The sequence below is a fragment of the Duganella sp. Root198D2 genome (assembly GCF_001428585.1).
Lineage (GTDB): Bacteria > Pseudomonadota > Gammaproteobacteria > Burkholderiales > Burkholderiaceae_D > Rugamonas.
Genome location: NZ_LMIC01000051.1, coordinates 18,286 through 35,740, shown reverse-complemented (window position 1 = coordinate 35,740; position 17,455 = coordinate 18,286). Strand labels below are relative to the sequence as shown.

Annotated in this window: 20 protein-coding genes; 4 read left to right on the top strand and 16 right to left on the bottom strand. The window is 61.7% G+C overall.

Going from position 1 to position 17,455, the window contains the following annotated elements; translation table 11 throughout:
* Nucleotides 1-47: 47 nt before the first annotated feature.
* On the bottom strand, nt 48-989 hold the full coding sequence (locus tag ASE26_RS28470; protein ID WP_055935728.1) for a LysR substrate-binding domain-containing protein: 942 nt from the start codon (nt 987-989) through the stop codon (nt 48-50).
* Nucleotides 990-1,094: 105 nt separating this feature from the next.
* Between ASE26_RS28470 and ASE26_RS28465 the strand changes: the two genes are divergently transcribed.
* The 4 genes from ASE26_RS28465 to ASE26_RS28450 all read left to right on the top strand — a co-directional run bounded on the left by ASE26_RS28465 (nt 1,095) and on the right by ASE26_RS28450 (nt 4,871).
* Nucleotides 1,095-1,793 carry a pirin family protein gene (locus ASE26_RS28465; protein WP_055935725.1) on the top strand — a complete coding sequence of 233 codons (699 nt, stop codon included), beginning with the start codon at nt 1,095-1,097 and terminating at the stop codon, nt 1,791-1,793.
* Nucleotides 1,794-1,890: 97 nt separating this feature from the next.
* The gene (gene ribA / locus ASE26_RS28460; RefSeq protein ID WP_055935722.1) at nt 1,891-2,544 is read left to right on the top strand and encodes a GTP cyclohydrolase II; all 654 of its coding nucleotides are present in this window, start codon (nt 1,891-1,893) and stop codon (nt 2,542-2,544) included.
* A 36-nt stretch (nt 2,545-2,580) separates the two neighbouring features.
* Nucleotides 2,581-3,897: a serine protease gene (locus tag ASE26_RS28455; RefSeq protein WP_055935719.1), complete on the top strand. Its 1,317-nt coding sequence runs from the start codon at nt 2,581-2,583 to the stop codon at nt 3,895-3,897.
* Nucleotides 3,894-4,871 (top strand): FHA domain-containing protein, encoded by a 978-nt coding sequence (locus ASE26_RS28450; RefSeq protein ID WP_057247358.1) that lies wholly within the window; start codon nt 3,894-3,896, stop codon nt 4,869-4,871. Before ASE26_RS28455 ends, ASE26_RS28450 begins: the two co-directional genes overlap by 4 nt.
* On the opposite strand, the gene ASE26_RS28445 is transcribed toward ASE26_RS28450, so the two are convergent.
* The 15 genes from ASE26_RS28445 to nuoI all read right to left on the bottom strand — a co-directional run bounded on the left by ASE26_RS28445 (nt 4,872) and on the right by nuoI (nt 17,444).
* Nucleotides 4,872-5,282 carry a VOC family protein gene (locus ASE26_RS28445; RefSeq protein ID WP_057247357.1) on the bottom strand — a complete coding sequence of 137 codons (411 nt, stop codon included), beginning with the start codon at nt 5,280-5,282 and terminating at the stop codon, nt 4,872-4,874.
* Between the two features lie 17 nt (nt 5,283-5,299).
* Complete coding sequence (locus tag ASE26_RS28440; protein ID WP_057247356.1) at nt 5,300-6,160, bottom strand: hypothetical protein; 861 nt, start codon at nt 6,158-6,160, stop codon at nt 5,300-5,302.
* A gap of 10 nt (nt 6,161-6,170) precedes the next feature.
* Nucleotides 6,171-6,473 (bottom strand): hypothetical protein, encoded by a 303-nt coding sequence (locus ASE26_RS28435; RefSeq protein ID WP_057247355.1) that lies wholly within the window; start codon nt 6,471-6,473, stop codon nt 6,171-6,173.
* A 542-nt stretch (nt 6,474-7,015) separates the two neighbouring features.
* Nucleotides 7,016-7,939, bottom strand: coding sequence for a cupin-like domain-containing protein (locus ASE26_RS28425; RefSeq protein ID WP_057247353.1), 924 nt, complete (start codon nt 7,937-7,939; stop codon nt 7,016-7,018).
* 4 nt (nt 7,940-7,943) lie between these two features.
* Entirely contained in the window at nt 7,944-8,441 is a 498-nt protein-coding gene (ispF, locus tag ASE26_RS28420; RefSeq protein WP_057247352.1) for a 2-C-methyl-D-erythritol 2,4-cyclodiphosphate synthase, read from the bottom strand.
* A complete protein-coding gene (gene ispD, locus ASE26_RS28415) occupies nt 8,438-9,121 on the bottom strand; it encodes a 2-C-methyl-D-erythritol 4-phosphate cytidylyltransferase (RefSeq protein ID WP_055935700.1) in 684 nt (227 codons plus the stop codon). Before ispD ends, ispF begins: the two co-directional genes overlap by 4 nt.
* Nucleotides 9,118-9,825, bottom strand: coding sequence for a hypothetical protein (locus tag ASE26_RS28410; RefSeq protein WP_055935697.1), 708 nt, complete (start codon nt 9,823-9,825; stop codon nt 9,118-9,120). The genes ispD and ASE26_RS28410 overlap by 4 nt, the downstream gene beginning before the upstream one ends.
* Before the next feature lie 4 nt (nt 9,826-9,829).
* Entirely contained in the window at nt 9,830-10,387 is a 558-nt protein-coding gene (locus ASE26_RS28405; protein WP_055935694.1) for an NUDIX domain-containing protein, read from the bottom strand.
* A 180-nt stretch (nt 10,388-10,567) separates the two neighbouring features.
* Nucleotides 10,568-10,873, bottom strand: coding sequence for a DUF2818 family protein (locus ASE26_RS28400; protein ID WP_055935691.1), 306 nt, complete (start codon nt 10,871-10,873; stop codon nt 10,568-10,570).
* A 3-nt stretch (nt 10,874-10,876) separates the two neighbouring features.
* On the bottom strand, nt 10,877-12,364 hold the full coding sequence (gene nuoN / locus ASE26_RS28395; RefSeq protein ID WP_055935688.1) for an NADH-quinone oxidoreductase subunit NuoN: 1,488 nt from the start codon (nt 12,362-12,364) through the stop codon (nt 10,877-10,879).
* 22 nt (nt 12,365-12,386) lie between these two features.
* A complete protein-coding gene (locus ASE26_RS28390; RefSeq protein WP_055935686.1) occupies nt 12,387-13,895 on the bottom strand; it encodes an NADH-quinone oxidoreductase subunit M in 1,509 nt (502 codons plus the stop codon).
* Nucleotides 13,896-13,919: 24 nt separating this feature from the next.
* Nucleotides 13,920-15,968, bottom strand: coding sequence for an NADH-quinone oxidoreductase subunit L (nuoL, locus tag ASE26_RS28385; protein WP_055935683.1), 2,049 nt, complete (start codon nt 15,966-15,968; stop codon nt 13,920-13,922).
* Between the two features lie 32 nt (nt 15,969-16,000).
* The gene (gene nuoK / locus ASE26_RS28380; protein ID WP_028104269.1) at nt 16,001-16,309 is read right to left on the bottom strand and encodes an NADH-quinone oxidoreductase subunit NuoK; all 309 of its coding nucleotides are present in this window, start codon (nt 16,307-16,309) and stop codon (nt 16,001-16,003) included.
* Complete coding sequence (locus ASE26_RS28375; protein WP_055935680.1) at nt 16,306-16,938, bottom strand: NADH-quinone oxidoreductase subunit J; 633 nt, start codon at nt 16,936-16,938, stop codon at nt 16,306-16,308. The genes nuoK and ASE26_RS28375 overlap by 4 nt, the downstream gene beginning before the upstream one ends.
* 17 nt (nt 16,939-16,955) lie before the next feature.
* Nucleotides 16,956-17,444, bottom strand: coding sequence for an NADH-quinone oxidoreductase subunit NuoI (gene nuoI, locus ASE26_RS28370; protein WP_028104271.1), 489 nt, complete (start codon nt 17,442-17,444; stop codon nt 16,956-16,958).
* Nucleotides 17,445-17,455 lie beyond the last annotated feature (11 nt).

The window sequence follows — 17,455 nt, the reverse complement described above, 5'->3', positions numbered from 1 at the left end:
GTTTGCGCCGTGACCTGGCCCCAGCAAAGATCCACGAATGGCAGATATTATGGAGCCAGCACCGTTTCGCGCGTACGCGGCAGGTGGGCGCACAGGCGCTCGAACAAGCCCGGTTCGGCCATGCGCTGCTGCCACCAGCGCAAGGCCGCACCGGACTCGCCGCTGCGCCAGGCCAGGTAAAAGGTTTCGTCCGGTTTCGGCTCCTCCACTTCCTTTTCCACCAGCAGGCCGGCGGCAATCGCTTCGCGCGCGCAGCGTTCGGGCAGGAAACCGAAGCCCAGGCCCGCCAGCTGGTAATCGAACTTGGCCTGCATGGTCGGCACGGTCAGCGTGTCCTGTCCCAGCACCAGGCCGACGGTGCGCGGCGCCAGCAGGCGCGCCGAATCGGCCGTGGCAATGGCGCGATGGAGCTGCAAGTCGTTGCGCGAAAGGCGCCCCTGCGCCTGCGCCATCGGATGCTGCGGCGCGACTGCGAATACCCATTTCAACTGGCCGATCGGCTGCGATACATACCCTCCGCCGGCAGGACCATCCCCCGGCGCACCAACCGCGATATCGACGCGCCGGTCCAGCAAGGCTTCCCAGCTGCCGCCCAGCGTTTCCTGCACCAGGCGCAGGCGGGTTTGCTGCGTCGCTTCATAGAATGCGCGCACGTACGGCGCCAGCACGGTCGCGCCGAACATCGAGTCCAGGCCTACCGACAATTCCGTTTCCCAGCCGGAGGCCACGCGCCGCACGCGCTGCTCCAGGTCGCCCGCCGCCTTCAGCAGGTAGCGGCCCTCCTTCAGCAGTTCGTGGCCGGCCGGCGTCAGTGCGACCCGCGGGCCGAAACGCTCGAACACCTGCACGCCAAGCTCCTCCTCCAGCTTGCCGACCGTATAGGAAATGGTGGACGGCACGCGGTACAACTCCCGCGCGGCAGCGGCAAAGGAACCGCCACGGTCGATAGCGTCCACGATTTGCAGGGCTTCAAGGCTTAATCTGAGCATTCGATTTTTTCGATCATGAGACGGTAAATTATTCGCTTTTTAACACCATTAGCGAGGAATATACTGCGAAACATCTGATCGAAATTATCGCACAAGGAGATAAATATGTTGCAAGTACGTAAATCTGAAGACCGCGGTGTTGCCAACTTTGGCTGGCTGGATTCCCGCCATAGCTTTTCCTTCGGCCACTACCACGACCCGAAACACGTGGGTTTCGGTCCGCTGCTGGTGATCAACGAAGACAAAGTGTCGCCTGGCCAGGGCTTTGGCACCCACGGCCACCGCGACATGGAAATCATCTCCTATGTGCTGAGCGGCGCCCTGGAACACAAGGACAGCATGGGCAATGGCTCGGTCCTGCATTACGGCGACGTGCAGCGCATGACCGCGGGTACCGGCGTGCGGCACTCGGAATACAACCATTCGAACAAGGAAGGCGTGCATTTTCTGCAGATCTGGATCCAGCCTTCGCAAGGCGGCATCGAGCCTGGTTACGAGGAAAAGCACTTCACGCCGGAGAGCAAAACCGGTGCGCTGCGCCTGATTGCTTCGCCGGATGGGCGCGACGGGTCGGTGCTGGTGCACCAGGATGCCTTTATCTATGCATCCATCCTGAATAGCGGCGGCGCTGCGGTGCATACGCTGGGCGCTGGGCGGCAGGCTTATGTCCACGTGATCCGCGGCACCATTACCGTCAACGGCTGCGAGTTGAAAGGTGGTGATGCTGTCAAGATTACAGGCGAGGAGTCGGTGACGCTGTCCGGCGCGGATAATGTTGAAGTCTTGCTGTTTGACCTGCCTTAAATCCGGTTAGTCGGGGCTATCCCAAGGGGCTGGCCCCGATTTACCGGCTTTTTGTTATGATTGCAGGGTTCCACAATACAAAGATTGAAAGAGCATCATGCAGCCCGTAGCAGAACAACCGGTAAAAGAAGACCTGGACTACGTCACTTCGTGCGCCCTGCCGACGCCGTGGGCCCAGTTCACGCTGCATGCCTTCGTCGAACACGCCACCGGCAAGGAGCACCTGGCCATGGTGCTGGGCGATATCGGCAATGGCGAGCCAGTGCTGGCGCGCGTCCACTCCGAATGCCTGACCGGCGACGTCCTGTTCTCCCAGCGCTGCGACTGCGGCGCCCAGCTTGAAGGCGCGCTGAAACGCATCGCCGAAGAAGGCCGCGGCGTGCTGCTCTACCTGCGCCAGGAAGGCCGCGGCATTGGCCTGATCAACAAGATGCGCGCCTACCGCCTGCAAGAGCAAGGCGCCGACACCGTGCAAGCGAACGAACAACTGGGCTTCAAGCCGGACCAGCGCAACTACGCCCTGGTGGAGCCGATGCTCAAACAGTTCGGCGTGAAGAGCCTGAAACTGATGACCAACAATCCGCGCAAGATCGCAGCCATGGGCACGCTCGGCGTCGAAGTGGCCGAACGGGTGCCGCTGCTGGTCAACCGCAACGCCTTCAACCAGCACTACCTGAACACCAAGGCGCTCAAGCTGGGGCACATGATGACCCCGGTCACGCCGCCTGCCGCCGAAGACGGCGAACTGTAATCCCGCCTTACTCCCCCCCCCCGGTCGAAGGATTAGATGAAATTCACTAAACTGGCTTTACTACTGACTTTGACCTGGGGCTGCATGGCAGCCAACGCCCAGCAGGCGCCGGCTACCGCCCCCGATGCAGTCGCCCTGCCAACGCCATCGAGCACTGCGCAAAAACTCTATTCCGCCGCCAAGGCCGACCTGCTGCAAGTTCGCTCGCTGCTGAAAACCGGCCGCACCCAATCTTCGGTGGGTTCCGGCTTCCTGGTCGGAACCTCCAACCTGGTGCTGACCAACTACCACGTCGTTTCGCAGTTTGCGCTCGACCCCGACACCTACACCGGTGAATGGGTCGACACCGCCGGCCAGCGCGGCAATATCGAATTGCTGGCGGTGGACGTGCTGCACGACCTGGCCGTGGTGCGCGTCAACCGCTACGGCACCGGCTACTTCAAGCTGGGCGACAAGCCGGTCACGCTGACGCAGGGCCAATATCTTTACTCGCTCGGCAATCCGCTCGACCTGGGCTTTGCCATCTCCGAAGGTTCGTTCAACGGCGTGATCGCACGCAGCTTCTACGAACAGCTGATGTTCACCGGCCCGATCAACGCCGGCATGAGCGGCGGCCCTAGCGTGACCGTGGATGGCGCAGTGGCCGGCATCAACGTTTCCAAGCGCCTGGACGGCGAACTGGTGTCCTTCCTGGTTCCGGCCCGCTACGCGCAGGAACTGCTGAAGCGAGTCGATCCGGAAGCCAAGCCGCCGAAGGACTTCACCGCCATCGTCGCGCAGCAGCTGCTGGTGCACCAGAAGGCCATGATCGACCAGTTGCTGGACAAGCCGCTGTCCGCCAAGGCCATGGGGCCGTACTCGGTCCCGGTACGCGAATCGGAACAGATGCGCTGCTGGGGGCGTTCCAACGACCGCGACTCGTTCTCGGTGGAAGTCACCAACTGCCAGATGGAGTCGTCGCTGTTCGTCTCCGGCTCGCTGCAGACCGGCCAGGTGCAGATCCAGCACCAGTACATGAAGAGCACCGGCCTGGATGAAGTGCGCTTCGCCGTCCTGTCCAGCAATTCGTTCAAGAACGAGAATTTCGGCAGCCACAAGGACAAGCGCCTGACCGGCCCGATGTGCACCGAACAATTCGTCAAGAACAGCACCCTGCCGATGCGCGCCGTGATGTGCGTGCGCGCCTATCGCAAGTTCGACGGCCTGTACGACTTCGCCCTGCTGACCTCCAGCACCGACGAAGGCAAGATGAACCTGCAAAGCCGCCTCGATGCGCGCGGCGTATCGTATGAAAACGGCCTGCGCGCCTCGCGTGCCTTCCTCGAATCGCTGGCGCGCGGGGGCAAGAAATGAACGGCCCATTCTTCATCGAGACGCTGGCCCGTAACGGCGACGTGCTGCATCGCCACCGCGTCGACAAGCTGCCGATCACCATCGGCCGCGGCTACAACAACGATTTCATCCTCGACGATGCGCATACCGCGCCTACCCACGCGGTAGTTGAACTGGCCGAAGACGGTGCGCTCGTGATGCGCGACGTGGGGAGCCAGAACGGGATTGTGGTACACGGCAAGCGCCATGCCTCGCTGCCGATCAACGGCACCACCGTGGTCCGCCTCGGCCACACCCGCCTGCGCGTACGCGATGCGGCCTTCCCGGTTGAAGCCGAAGTTACCGACACCACCATGCACGCCTGGGAGGGCGGCGTGCCGGCCTTGGCCGGCATGGCATTGATTGCGCTGTTCGTCGCCGTCACCGAAGCGCTGTCGGATACCGGGGCCTTCCAGGCCATCCGCTACCTGCTCGTCATTGTTACCGGCATCGGCGCCGGCATGGTGTGGAGCGGTGTCTGGGCATTGGCCAACCGCCTGTTCGGCGGCCACCCGCGCCTGGGTCGCCACCTCTTCATCCTCGGCAGCGGCCTGGTGGCAATCGGCGCGTGGAAAGCCTTGAGCAGCGTGCTGGCCTATGCCTGGTCGGCGGAAGTATTCACGCGCTATGGCAACCACGTAGTGATGCTGATCCTGGTGGCGATGATCTACCACCACCTGCGCACGGTCAAACCAAACAAGCCGCGCGCCTTCATTTCTTCTTGCGCGGTGTTCCTGGCGCTGGCTTCAGGCCTGATCCTGATGCGCAACTACGAAAACGCCGGCCGCCTGCGCGACGAGCTGTACATGTCGGTGATCCTGCCGCCGGAAGTACGCCAGAGCAAAGACCACAGCGTGGATGAATTCATGGGCGATGCAGCCAAGCTGAAAGCGGCCGCCGACGAAGCGCGCAAGTCCTCGAAGCTCAAGAAAGACGACGAGGACGACGACGAGTAATCAGCTCGCGTAAGGCGCGCCGCGCAGTTCGACGGTGTTGCCTTCCGGGTCGTTGACGTAGATCGACGGCCCCTCGCCTTCCGCCCCGTAGCGCGATTCGGATGGGCCATTGGCGACGTCATGCGCCGTCAGATGGGCGCGGATCGCCGCTTCGTCAAACGGCTCGACACGGAAGCAGAAATGGTCGACATTGCGGCCTTCCTTGCCCGGCGCGGCGCCGCCCATCTTGCCCAGTTTCTTATCGATCGGCACCAGGTCAACCAGCGAACTGCCGGCGCGCAGCTGGATCAGGCCAATCTCGTCCTGGCGTCGTTCGATGGTGCAGCCAAGAATCTCAGTGTAGAAGCGGATCATGCGGTCGGCATCGACGACGCGCAGCACGATGTGGTCAATTTCCCGGATCTTGATCAACGTAGGTCTCCTTTTGTTTAAGCGTCTGGAACGGGGTTGCTGCCGGAAACTGGCACGTAACGCCCGCCACGGAATTCGAATTTCATCGCCTGGTCGATGCGCTGGGCCGGCGCGTTGCCGCCCTTTCCAGCCTTGCTCATCGCGCCGGCGAAGCGCAGCGTCAGGGCGCCTGCGCTGCCGATATCCCAACGCCCCTCGATGGCATAGCACAAGCCCGGCGGCACCTTCTCGTCGGCGTAGGCGGGATCGGCAGGCTGCAAGCCTTGCATGATGCCGTTCAGGCGCTCCACGCAATCGGGTCGGGAATACAGGTTATTGCCCTTGATCTTCTGAAGCACCAGCGGCTTTGCTTTCACGCCATCGCCGCCGATTGCATACAGCGCGAATACGTCCACACAGCGCCCTTGCCAGCAGCTGCCCCAAGTGACTTGCAGCGCCTGCGCAGTTCCTGGCAATGGCACCAAGGCCGTCAGCGCACGCCCCTCGTAGCCCTGCAGGTCAAACGGCTCCTGGCGCCTGGCGATCCTCCAGCCATCCTTGCCCGGCTTGAAGGTATAGGCAGCAAGGCCCACGGGCGTGCCATGCGCCACTTGCGGATCACCGCTGTCTCCGGCCGGCACCAGGGTCGCCAGCAGCACGATGCGGTCCGGCGCGACGCGCACAGCCTGGCGCGGCACCACGATGACATTGCGCTTCTTGCCCTGCTTTGCATTCCAGCCGCGCGTCGCGGCGCTGGTCGGAATGGACTGCGCACGCCCGCCCTCTTCATCCTTCCATTTCGGGAAAGCGATTTGCAGCAACTCGTCAGGCTGCGGATCGGCTACCTGCGCCAAAGCCAGCGCAGGCACTGCCAGCAAAGAGGCGATAGCAAGCTTCATCGAAGTTCTCCTAAATCCGCAAGCGGCGGCGGTCGTTGAGGAAGGTCTCCAGCTGCGCCGGCGCCAGTAGCTTGACCGGATCGCCGTGGAAGACATACAGGTAAGGCTCACCGCCCAGGCGGTCCGTCATCTTCGCCAGCACCAGGAAGCAGGTGCCCAGCGGATAAACAGCCGTATCGCGCAATTGCCGCGAACATTCGACCCGCATCTCGGGACTGAACGCCTGCCCATTCACCGCCCGCACCACCACCCGGCCGTATTCCTCGACCGACTCGACCGCCACCTCGCGGTAATCAAAAGTATCCCTAGTCATCCCGCGATCTTACCTGATCCACCTCAACACCGCCCAGCGCCGCCGGCAGGAAAATCAGGCTTCCAGCCGAGCCTGCTTGACTTATTGTTCTTGATGAAGATTGTCCGGAAATGCAGGCTAGCGACTTCGAACGAGGTACTCTGCGGTACCACGGGCGCAATCCCGCCCGCGAAGAGATCAAAGAAGGAATGCGAATCCTTCTGAACTACCTCAACGGTGCTGGAGATTAAAGTAGCCCTATTTTTGCCCAGGAGTCTTGACCAGAAACCCATGCGTGGCGTGTGGTATGTGAATGGTTCTGCAGCACTTACGACGGGCGCAACTAGCAACCGATGAAAGCTAAGCCGTGTGGCTCCAGGCGGGCCTTAAAGACCATTCGCACAGCTGGAAGATCTGCAATTCGAACAGGTTCCACCTCGACCATAGCGAGACCGTTCGACTCCGCTGCACCACGGTAAAAGACCCGAAGTGCGTCCGCATTCTGGAACTAAGCTACTGATTCTTCGGATTTGACGAGCGCCCACTGGGATGGCAGTTTAAAGTTATCGGTGCAATGCGTATGGAAGACCGCGTGCCCAGCGGTTGGAAGAAAGGGAGAAAGTCAGCGCGCGAACCTGATGGTACCAGCCAGCGGGAACGTACAGCATGTCGCCCGGCTGGACGATCACTTCGATCATCGTAGCCTGGCGCGCCAGCGGGTAGCGCTCGAAGTCAGGGGATTCAGGGTCGAACGGGCTGCCGAACAGGACCGGGTTCGCTTCGCGGCTGTAGAGGAATTCATCGTGGTGCGGCGGCGACAGAAAGATCCGCTTGGTGCCCCACACTTGCGCAAAGATGTTGTCGTCAAAGTCGCTGTGCAGCGGCGTCACGGTTCCTGCAGGACCGATCCAGAAGCGCGGCGGTCCCATCTTCTCAAAATATGTCGGCCAGTGGCACAGGCTGTTCAACTCGCGCAGCTCAAGGTTGCCAAGGTATGGCGGCAAGCCTTCGGTCGCTGCGGCGAGATCGAGGTATTCGCGCATCGTCGTGTCAAGCATTGCGCGGTCCGGGGCAAATGCGGTGCCGATGTAGTCGCCGACCCGCGCCCGCACATGTACGTCGCCGAAGCGCTCTCGCAGAACCTCGGGACCGAGCGCGCAGATCGGCCAGCGCGCCACCGCGCCGGGAATCAGGAATGGCAGGCCTTCACGCGCGCGCGTGCGAAACGCGGTTGCGCTCATGGGACGAACTCGCGGCACGGCATCGATGGCCGGCAAGGCGCGGGCTGCAGTGCGGATCGACTCACGCATTTCCTGCATCGACGATACTCCCCGCATCTCAGCATCGCGGCGCTCGCGCGCTTCGGCTTTTGCGGCCTGCGCAGCGTCATCGGCAGGCTGGCTGCGCGAAGCCTGGAGTGGCGGCAGGCGTGACGCGGCAAACTGCGCGCCGGGCGCTGGATCGTCCGGCGGCTGGTGATCCGTCATGGCCTTATGCTCCCTGGCACAGCACCAGCAGCGCAACCGCTTCGGCGTTGATGCCCTCTTCTCGCCCGAGATAGCCAAGCTTCTCGTTGGTCTTGGCTTTTACGTTCACGTGGCCAACCGGCACGCCCAGGTCGGCGGCGATATTGGCTGCCATCCCGGCGATGTGCGGCGCCATCTTCGGGCGCTGGGCGATGATGGTGCAGTCGACATTGCCGATATCGTAGCCGGTGGCACGCACGCGCTTGGCCGCCTCCCGCAGCAGCACGCGTGAATCAGCGCCGCGGAACTCTTCAGCCGTGTCAGGGAAATGCTTGCCGATATCGCCCAGCGCCGCCGCGCCGAGAATGGCGTCGGTGATCGCATGCAGCAGCGCGTCGGCATCCGAGTGCCCGAGCAGGCCGCGCTCGTGCGGGATCTCGACCCCGCCCAGGATCAGCTTGCGGCCTTCAACCAGGCGGTGCGAGTCGTAGCCCTGGCCGATACGGAATGGGAGTTGCGTCATTTTGAATCCTGTCCTAAATACATTTCTGCGATGGCGATGTCGGCCGGCAGCGTCACCTTCATATTGCGCGGATGGCCTTCCACCAGCTTCGGCGAGAAGCCCAGCATCTCGACCGCGCTGGCATCATCGGTGATGGCGTTCGGGTCCGGCGCCTGCGCCAGGGCGCGCAACAGCAGCGCATAGGAAAACATCTGCGGCGTCTGTGCCAGCCACAGCCCGTCGCGCGGCGTGGTCTGCAACGCGCCGGAGCGCGTGGACTTTACCGTGTCAACCACCGGCAGCGCAAGCAGGCCGCCGCCTTCATGGTCGCCGACTGCGGAAATCAGCCTGGCAACAAGGGCCGTCGTCAGGCCAGGGCGCGCGGCATCGTGCACCAGCACCATGTCGTCGTCGCCAACCAGGGCGCGCATGGCACGCAAGCCGTTCAGGATCGATTCCATGCGCGTGGCGCCGCCACAGCGCAGGACCGTCACGCCCAGTTCGGGCGTGACGGAATCGATATAGCCGTCGCCGGCGCTCACCACCACATAGGTGTGCGCTATCAGTTCGCTCTGGCGGAAGGTGTCCAGCGTGTGCTGCAGCATCGGCACGCCGTTGATCGGCAGGTACTGCTTCGGGCTGGCGGCAGCCATTCGGGCGCCAACGCCGGCGGCAGGAATCAGTGCGAAGTATCGCTTCATTTTTTGCTACGTGACTTCCGTAAAATTGTTTGTATCTCGCCGTTGCAAGCCTTGCTCAAGCGGGCGTATTCGGCCGGCGAATCAATCAGCGCCTGCTGCACTTCGACCTTGGCCATTTCGGCCTTGATGTACGGCAGCCAGCCGCTGTCGATCTCGTGCGCCAGCGCCGAGCGTGCGGTGCCGGCCGGGGCATACAGCGGCTTGGCTTCGAAACGCCGGGCCAGCGCCGACCGCACGACCTCTTCCACCTTGACCAGGTGGTCCATGTACGCATTCATGTGCCGCAGTTCGTGCGTCAGGATCTCGGCATAACCGCAGGTCCCGGGCGGGAACTCGTTGCCAACGTAGATGCGCACCGGCGCATACGTCAGCTGCACCTTGATCTGCGGCGCCACGCATTCATAGCCGCTGGCCGGATCGGTGAGCATCGGCCCATCGAGGCCGATCTGCACGCGCGACTCGGTCCGGGTCAGGCCCAGCACATAGCCTGTGGCGGGCATCTTTTCGGTCCGCATCGCCGAAAGCTGCTTGTACGATAGCTGGGTGTTGACGGTGTAGCCGTTCTGGCGCGCCGACAGCACCGAGACCGTCTTGCTGATTGTGTCCTCGCAGCGGATCTGGAATGGGGTGCGCTCAACCTGCGCCGCCTGCGCCTGGTTTGCCGCAAGGGCACCAACCAGCAACAGGCTGCGCGAACCGATCATGGCCTTAATCCAGCTTCCATGCGCCGGAGCGCAGCTTGTCGAGCCAGAAGGCGCCGATCACGGTTTTGACGTCGGTGATCTTGCCGTCGCGGACCCAGTCCAGCATTTCGTCCACGCTGGCGGTGATGGTTTCGATGAATTCACCGTCGTCCAGCTTCACTTCGCCTGCGCTCAGGCCGCGCGCCAGGTAGATGTCCAGGTGCTCGTCCGAATAGGCGATAGCGTTGTGGATGGTGCTGACGAATTGCCAGTCGGTGGCTGTGTAGCCGGTTTCTTCTTCCAGCTCGCGCATGGCGCAGGCCAGCGGGTCTTCGCCCGGGTCGATCTTGCCGGCAGGGAGTTCGATGAAGACGCGGTCGTTCGGATAGCGGTATTGGCGTTCCAGCAGCACCTTGCCGTTGTCCAGCACCGGGATGATCACGACGGCGCCCGGGTGGCGGATGTATTCGCGCTTGGTGTGCTTGCCGTCGGGCAGGCTGACCGTGTCGCGGTGTACTTTGAGGAAGCCGCCGTCGTAGGCGATGCTGCCGTCTATTTTGGTTTCTTTTAGGTGCTTGTCCATGTTTGCTTTTTAAAACCGGTAAACCAGGGTCGGACCCAAGGGTCCGACCCTCAACGGTTTTACGGCTGGGGGCTGGTTGCGTGCTTTTGATCTTCGCAAAAAGTCAAAGGCCTAAAACCATCCTTCCGGCTTTGAGACCGTTGGCGGTCTGCCCCTTGGGTCAGACCCTGGTTTACCGGTTTACTGGTGGTGTTTACGCAGGTAGCGTACCACGAAGCCAGGAAAAGCAAACACCAGGAAGGCGAAAGCCGCGACCCAGTAGAACTCCCAGTTCTGCGGGAACGCGGTGCCGATGCGGGATTCGAGCGCGATGCCGATGCCGCCGACGGCGACATACAGCACTGCCAGTTCCGCCAGCCGCAGCAAAAATGGCTTGCGTGCGGCCCTCAGCGGAACCAGGGCAAATGCCTTCTCATTCAGAAAAGGCAGGTTGGCGGCCACCACTGCAAGCAGGATGACCAGCCAGGATGACGCATTGACGTCCATCTATCAGGAAGCCAGGGTCTTCTGCATGGCTGCCATGCAGGCGTTCAGCAGCGGGCCTGGAATCATGCCCAGCACCACAACGGCCAGGCCGTTCAGTGCCAGCACGATGCCCTTGTCGCTGTTGACGGACAGCGGAGTGCTGTCGGCCGGCTCGTCGAACCACATGACTTTCACGATACGGATGTAGTAGAACGCACCCACCAGCGAGAACATCACGGCGAACACGGTCAGCCACACGGCGCCGCCCGCCAGCACCGATTGCAGCACCGCGAACTTGGCGGCGAAGCCCATCATCGGCGGCACGCCGGCCAGCGAGAACATCAGCACGGACATCAGCAGCGCGTAGGCCGGGCTGCGCTTGGACAGGCCCTTGAAGTCGTCGATTTCCTCCGCTTCGAAGCCCTGGCGCGCCAGTACCATGATCAGGCCGAACGAGCCGACAGTGGTCATCACGTAGGTGATCGCGTAGTACATGGAAGCCGAGTAGGCAGCGGCAGCATGGGTGGTATCGTGGCCGCCAACGACGCCTGCCATCAGGCCCAGCAGAACGAAGCCCATTTGCGCGATGGTGGAGTAAGCCAGCATGCGCTTCAGGTTGGTCTGTGCGATCGCGGTCAGGTTGCCGATAGCCAGCGACAGTACGGCCAGGATCATCAGCATCTGCTGCCAGTCGAATGCCATCGGCAGCATGCCTTCCACCAGCAGGCGTACGCAGATGGCGAAGGTCGCCAGCTTCGGTGCGCCGCCCAGCAGCAGGGTCACGCCGGTTGGGGCGCCCTGGTAGACGTCCGGAACCCACATATGGAATGGCACGGCGCCCAGTTTGAAGGCCAGGCCAGCCACCACGAACACCAGGCCGAAGGTCAGGATGGTCGGGTTGACGGTACCGGAGCCGACCACGGCAGCCACGCGCGAGATGTCCAGCGAGCCGGTCGCGCCGTACAGCATCGACATGCCATACAGCAGGAAGCCGGAAGCCAGCGCGCCCAGGATGAAGTACTTCATCGCAGCTTCGGTCGCGCGGGCGTCGTCGCGGCGCAGGGCCACCAGCGCATACAGCGACAGCGACATCAGTTCCAGGCCCAGGTAGATGGTCAGGAAATTGTTGGCCGAGATCATCACCATCTGGCCCAGCAGGGAGAACAGCGCCAGGACGTAGAACTCGCCGCCCAGGTTACCGCCCATCATGCCGCGGTCGGTGGAGTACTGGCGTGCATACACCAGCGTCATCGCCGTGGCCAGGTAGGAGAACAGCTTCAGCAGGTTGCCCATCGGGTCGCTGATGAACATGTTCGAGAACGCGTACACCGTGCTGCCGGCCGTGTAGTCGGCAAAGCTGAAGAAGGCCGCGCCGACCAGGGTGGCCAGCGTCAGCATGTAAGTGATCGCACGTTTGCCCTCTGCCAGGAACATGTCGATCAGCAGGATCGCCGAAGCGGCGATCAGCAGAAAGACTTCTGCGTAGAGCGGGATCAGGTTAGTGGTATTCATGAAAACTTGGTCCTATCTGCAATCAAGGGGCCACGACTGGCAGCTTGCTTTGAGCAGCATGCGCCAGCAGGTCAGCCACGGAAACCTGCATCACGTCCGTGAACGGCGCCGGGTACAGGCCCATCACCAGCACAGCGATCGCCAGGATGCCCAGCATCAGGAACTCGCGGTTGTTAACGTCGGTCAGTTCTTCCACGTGCGGGTTGGTGATAGCGCCGAAGATCACGCGCTTGGCCATCCACAGCGAGTACGCCGCGCCGAAGATCAGGGCGGTCGCCGCCAGGATACCGGTCACGAAGTTGAACTGTACGGCGCCCAGGATCACCATGAACTCGCCCACAAAGCCGGAGGTGGCAGGCAGGCCGCAGTTAGCCATGGAGAACAGGATGAACAGCGCGGCAAACTTGGGCATCTTGTTCACGACGCCACCGTAGTCGGCGATCTGGCGCGAGTGCATGCGGTCGTACAGTACACCGATGCACAGGAACATTGCGCCGGAGATGAAGCCGTGCGACACCATCTGCACGATACCGCCCTGCACTGCCATCTCGTTGAACATGAAGAAGCCCAGGGTCACGAAGCCCATGTGCGCGATGGACGAATACGCCACCAGTTTCTTCATGTCTTTCTGCACCAGGGCCACCAGGCCGATGTAGATCACGGCGATCAGCGACAGCACGATGACGAACGGAGCCAGCTTGTGCGACGCGTCAGGCACGATGGGCAGCGAGAATCGCAGGAAACCGTAGGCACCCAGCTTCAGCATGATCGCGGCCAGCACGGCGGAACCGCCGGTCGGCGCTTCCACGTGGACGTCCGGCAGCCAGGTGTGGACCGGGAACATCGGCACCTTCACGGCGAAGGCCATGAAGAAGGCGAAGAAGATCGCGACCTGCTCGCCCATGGTCAGCGGCAGTTTGTGCCAGTCCAGGATGCTGAAGCTACCGGACTTGTTGTACAGGTAGATGATGGCAACCAGCGTCAGCAGCGAGCCGAAGAAGGTGTACAGGAAGAACTTGAACGCTGCGTAGATGCGGTTGGCACCACCCCAGACGCCGATGATGATGTACATCGGGATCAGGGTCGCTTCGAAGAAGAAGTAGAACAGCAGGCCGTCCATGGCGGCGAACACGCCGATCATCAGGCCCGACAGGATCAGGAAAGCGCCCATGTACTGCGCCACGCGTTCGGTGATCACTTCCCATGCCGAGATCACCACGATGATGGTGATGAAGGCGGTCAGCGGGATGAACCACATCGACAGGCCGTCAATGCCCAGCGAGTAGAAGATGTTGAAGCGGTCGATCCAGGCCGCCTTCTCGACGAACTGCATGCCATGCGCCGCTTTGTCGAACTGCGTCATCAGCGGGATGGTCGGCACCAGGGATACCAGGGCGCCTACCAGCGACAGCACGCGCACCATGCCGGCACGCGAATCGCGGCCGATGGCCAGTACGATCAGGCCGAAGACGATCGGTACCCAGATCGACAGGCTGAGGTAAGGAGGTAGAGTATTAATCGTTGACTGCATTTGTTATCTCTTTTGCGTCAGCTGTTAAGCGTGCCAAAACGGCAGGAAGTACACCAGGAAGCCCAGGATACCGATGATCATCACGAAGGCGTAGTGATAGATGTAGCCGGTCTGGAACACCTTGGTGATGCTGGAGAACCAGCCCACCATCTTCGCCGAACCGTTCACCAGCAGGCCATCGATGATGGCGCGGTCGCCCGCTGCCCACAGGCCCTCGCCCAGCAGGCGTGCGCCCTTGGCGAAGACAGCCTCGTTGAACTTGTCCATGTAGTACTTGTTATCCAGCAGGGTGTGCAGGAACTTGAACTTCGCGTAGAACCAGGCAGGGACCTTTGGATTGACCATGTAGCAGTAGTAAGCCGAAGCCACGCCTGCAATCGCCAGCCACAGTGGCAGGGTCATGACCGAATGCAGCGCCATCTCGGCCCAGCCGGTGAAGTGGTGGTGCAGCGCTTCCATCGCGCCGTGGTTCTCGCCGACGAAGATCACGTCCTTGAAGAAATCACCGAACAGCATCGGCTTGATCGCGATCGCGCCGATAACGACGGACGGGATGGCCAGCAGGATCAGCGGCAGGGTCACTACCAGGCCTGGCGAATGCGGCTTCTCGCCTGGAGCCAGGCCATGGTGGCCGTGGTCGTCCTCTTCGGCTTCGTCAGCGTGGTGCGAATCGTGGTCGTGGTGGTGTTCCTTGCCGAAGTTCTCCGGGCCGTGGAACACGACGAAGTACATACGGAAGGAATAGAACGCGGTCACGAACACGCCGGCCAGCACGGCGAAGTTGGCAAAGCCAGCGCCCGGCAGGTGGGTGGCATGCACCGCTTCGATGATCATGTCCTTCGAGTAGAAGCCGGAGAAGAACGGGGTACCGATCAGCGCCAGGGAGCCCAGCAGCGAGGTAATCCAGATGATCTTCAGGTACTTCTTCAGGCCGCCCATATTGCGGATGTCCTGGTCGTGGTGCATCGCCATGATGACAGCGCCGGCGCCCAGGAACAGCAGTGCCTTGAAGAACGCGTGGGTCATCAGGTGGAACACCGCTACCGAGTAGGCGGAGGCGCCCAGCGCCACGGTCATGTAGCCCAGCTGCGACAGGGTCGAGTAAGCAACCACGCGCTTGATGTCGTTCTGGATGATGCCCATGAAGCCCATGAACAGCGCGGTAATCGAGCCGATTACCAGGATGAACGACAGTGCGGCGTCCGACATTTCGAACAGCGGCGACATGCGGGTCACCATGAAGATACCGGCGGTAACCATGGTTGCCGCGTGAATCAGTGCCGAGATCGGGGTCGGGCCTTCCATCGAGTCAGGCAGCCAGACGTGCAGCGGGAACTGCGCCGACTTGCCCATGGCGCCGATGAACAGGCAGATACAGGCCACCGAGATCAGCGCCCAGCCGAAGCCTGGCAGGGTGCCGTTGACCAGCACGTCCTTCCTGGCGAACACTTCCTGGTAGTCCATGGAACCGGTGTAAGCCAGGATCAGGCCAATGCCCAGGATGAAGCCGAAGTCGCCCACACGGTTGACCAGGAAGGCCTTCATGTTGGCAAAGATCGCGGTCGGGCGGGTGTACCAGAAACCGATCAGCAGGTAGGACACCAGGCCCACAGCTTCCCAGCCGAAGAACAGCTGCAGGAAGTTGTTCGACATCACCAGCATCAGCATCGAGAAGGTGAACAGCGAGATGTAGGAGAAGAAGCGGTTGTAGCCTTCGTCTTCAGCCATGTAGCCGATGGTGTAGATGTGAACCATCAGCGACACGAAGGTCACCACGTTCATCATCATTGCCGTCAGCGCGTCGATCTGGAAACCGACGGCCAGCTTGACGCTGCCCACGGTCATCCAGCGGTAGATGTCGCCGTTGAAGGTGGCGCCATCCATCACCTGCAGCAGGGTCTGGAACGAGATCAGGAAAGCGATCAGCACGCCCAGGATGGTCGCGCTATGCGACACCTTGCGGCCGACGACATTGCCGAAGAACTTGGTGCCCAGCAGGCCCGCGATTGCGGAACCTGCCAATGGCGCCAGCGGAACGGCCAGAAGGAGGGTTGGGTTAAGTTGCCCCGTCATGATTTACCTTATCTATTTTTCGAGGTTTTAACTTAGCCTTTGAGGCTGTCCAGGTCTTCCACGTTGATGGTGTCCAGGTTACGGAACATCACCACCAGGATCGCAAGGCCGATTGCCGATTCGGCAGCCGCCACGGTCAGGATGAAGAAGACGAAGATCTGCCCGGCCGCGTCGCCCAGGTAGTGCGAGAACGCGATGAAGTTCATGTTCACTGCCAGCAGCATCAGTTCGATGGCCATCAGCAGGACGATGACGTTCTTGCGGTTCAGGAAAATACCGACGATCGAGATCGCGAACAGGATCGCGCCCAGGACCAGGTAATGAGCCAGGGATAAAGTCATGGTGCCTCCTTCGTTTCCGCAGCTGCGACCGGAGCGTGGACGACAGCGTCCATCTTCACGATCTTCAGGCGGTCATTGCGCTTGACGCGGACGGCGACGCCCGGGTCGATAGCCTTGGTGTCTTTGCGCTTGCGCAGGGTCAGGGCGACGGCGGCAACGATTGCCACCAGCAGCACCACCGCCGCGATTTCAAACGCGTAGACGTACTCGGTGTAGATCTTCAGGCCCAGCGCCTTGGTCTGGCCGATGCTGTTGGCCGCCTCAGGCACAGCGGTGCCGGTGGACGGGAACGAGCGCCAGATCACGGCAGCCATTTCCAGCACGATCACGCCGCCGACGATGGAAGCGATCGGCAGGTAATTCCAGAAGCCCGCGCGCAGCTTGTCCATGTCGATGTCGATCATCATGACGACGAACAGGAACAGGACCATGACGGCGCCGACGTACACCAGCACCAGCACGATGGACAGGAATTCCGCTTTCAGCAGCATCCAGATGCCGGCCGCCTGGAAGAAGGCCAGCACCAGGAACAGCGCTGCTTGCACCGGGTTGCGGGCGGTAATCACGCGCAGCGATGCCAGCACCAGGATGGCAGCGAACACGTAGAACAAAATAGAAGTGAAGTTCATTTTATTAGCCTCGGCGATCAGCGGTACTTGGCATCAGCCGCGCGGTTAGCCGCGATTTCCGCTTCGTAGCGGTCGCCTACGGCCAGCAGCATCTCTTTGGTGTAGTACAGGTCACCGCGTTTTTCGCCGTGGTATTCCAGTACGTGCGTCTCGACAATCGAGTCCACCGGGCAGGATTCTTCGCAGAAGCCGCAGAAGATGCACTTGGTCAGGTCGATGTCGTAGCGCGTGGTACGGCGGCTGCCGTCGTCACGCTGCTCCGACTCGATGGTGATCGCCATCGCCGGGCAAACTGCTTCGCACAGTTTGCAGGCGATGCAGCGCTCTTCGCCGTTCGGGTAGCGGCGCAGGGCGTGCAGGCCGCGGAAACGCGGCGAGATCGGGGTTTTCTCTTCAGGGAACTGGACGGTGATCTTCTTGGCAAACATGTATTTGCCAGTCAGCGCCATCCCCTTGAACAGTTCGGTCAGCAAGAAGCTGCCGAAGAAATCTTTCAATCGGTCCATTCTGTATTCGC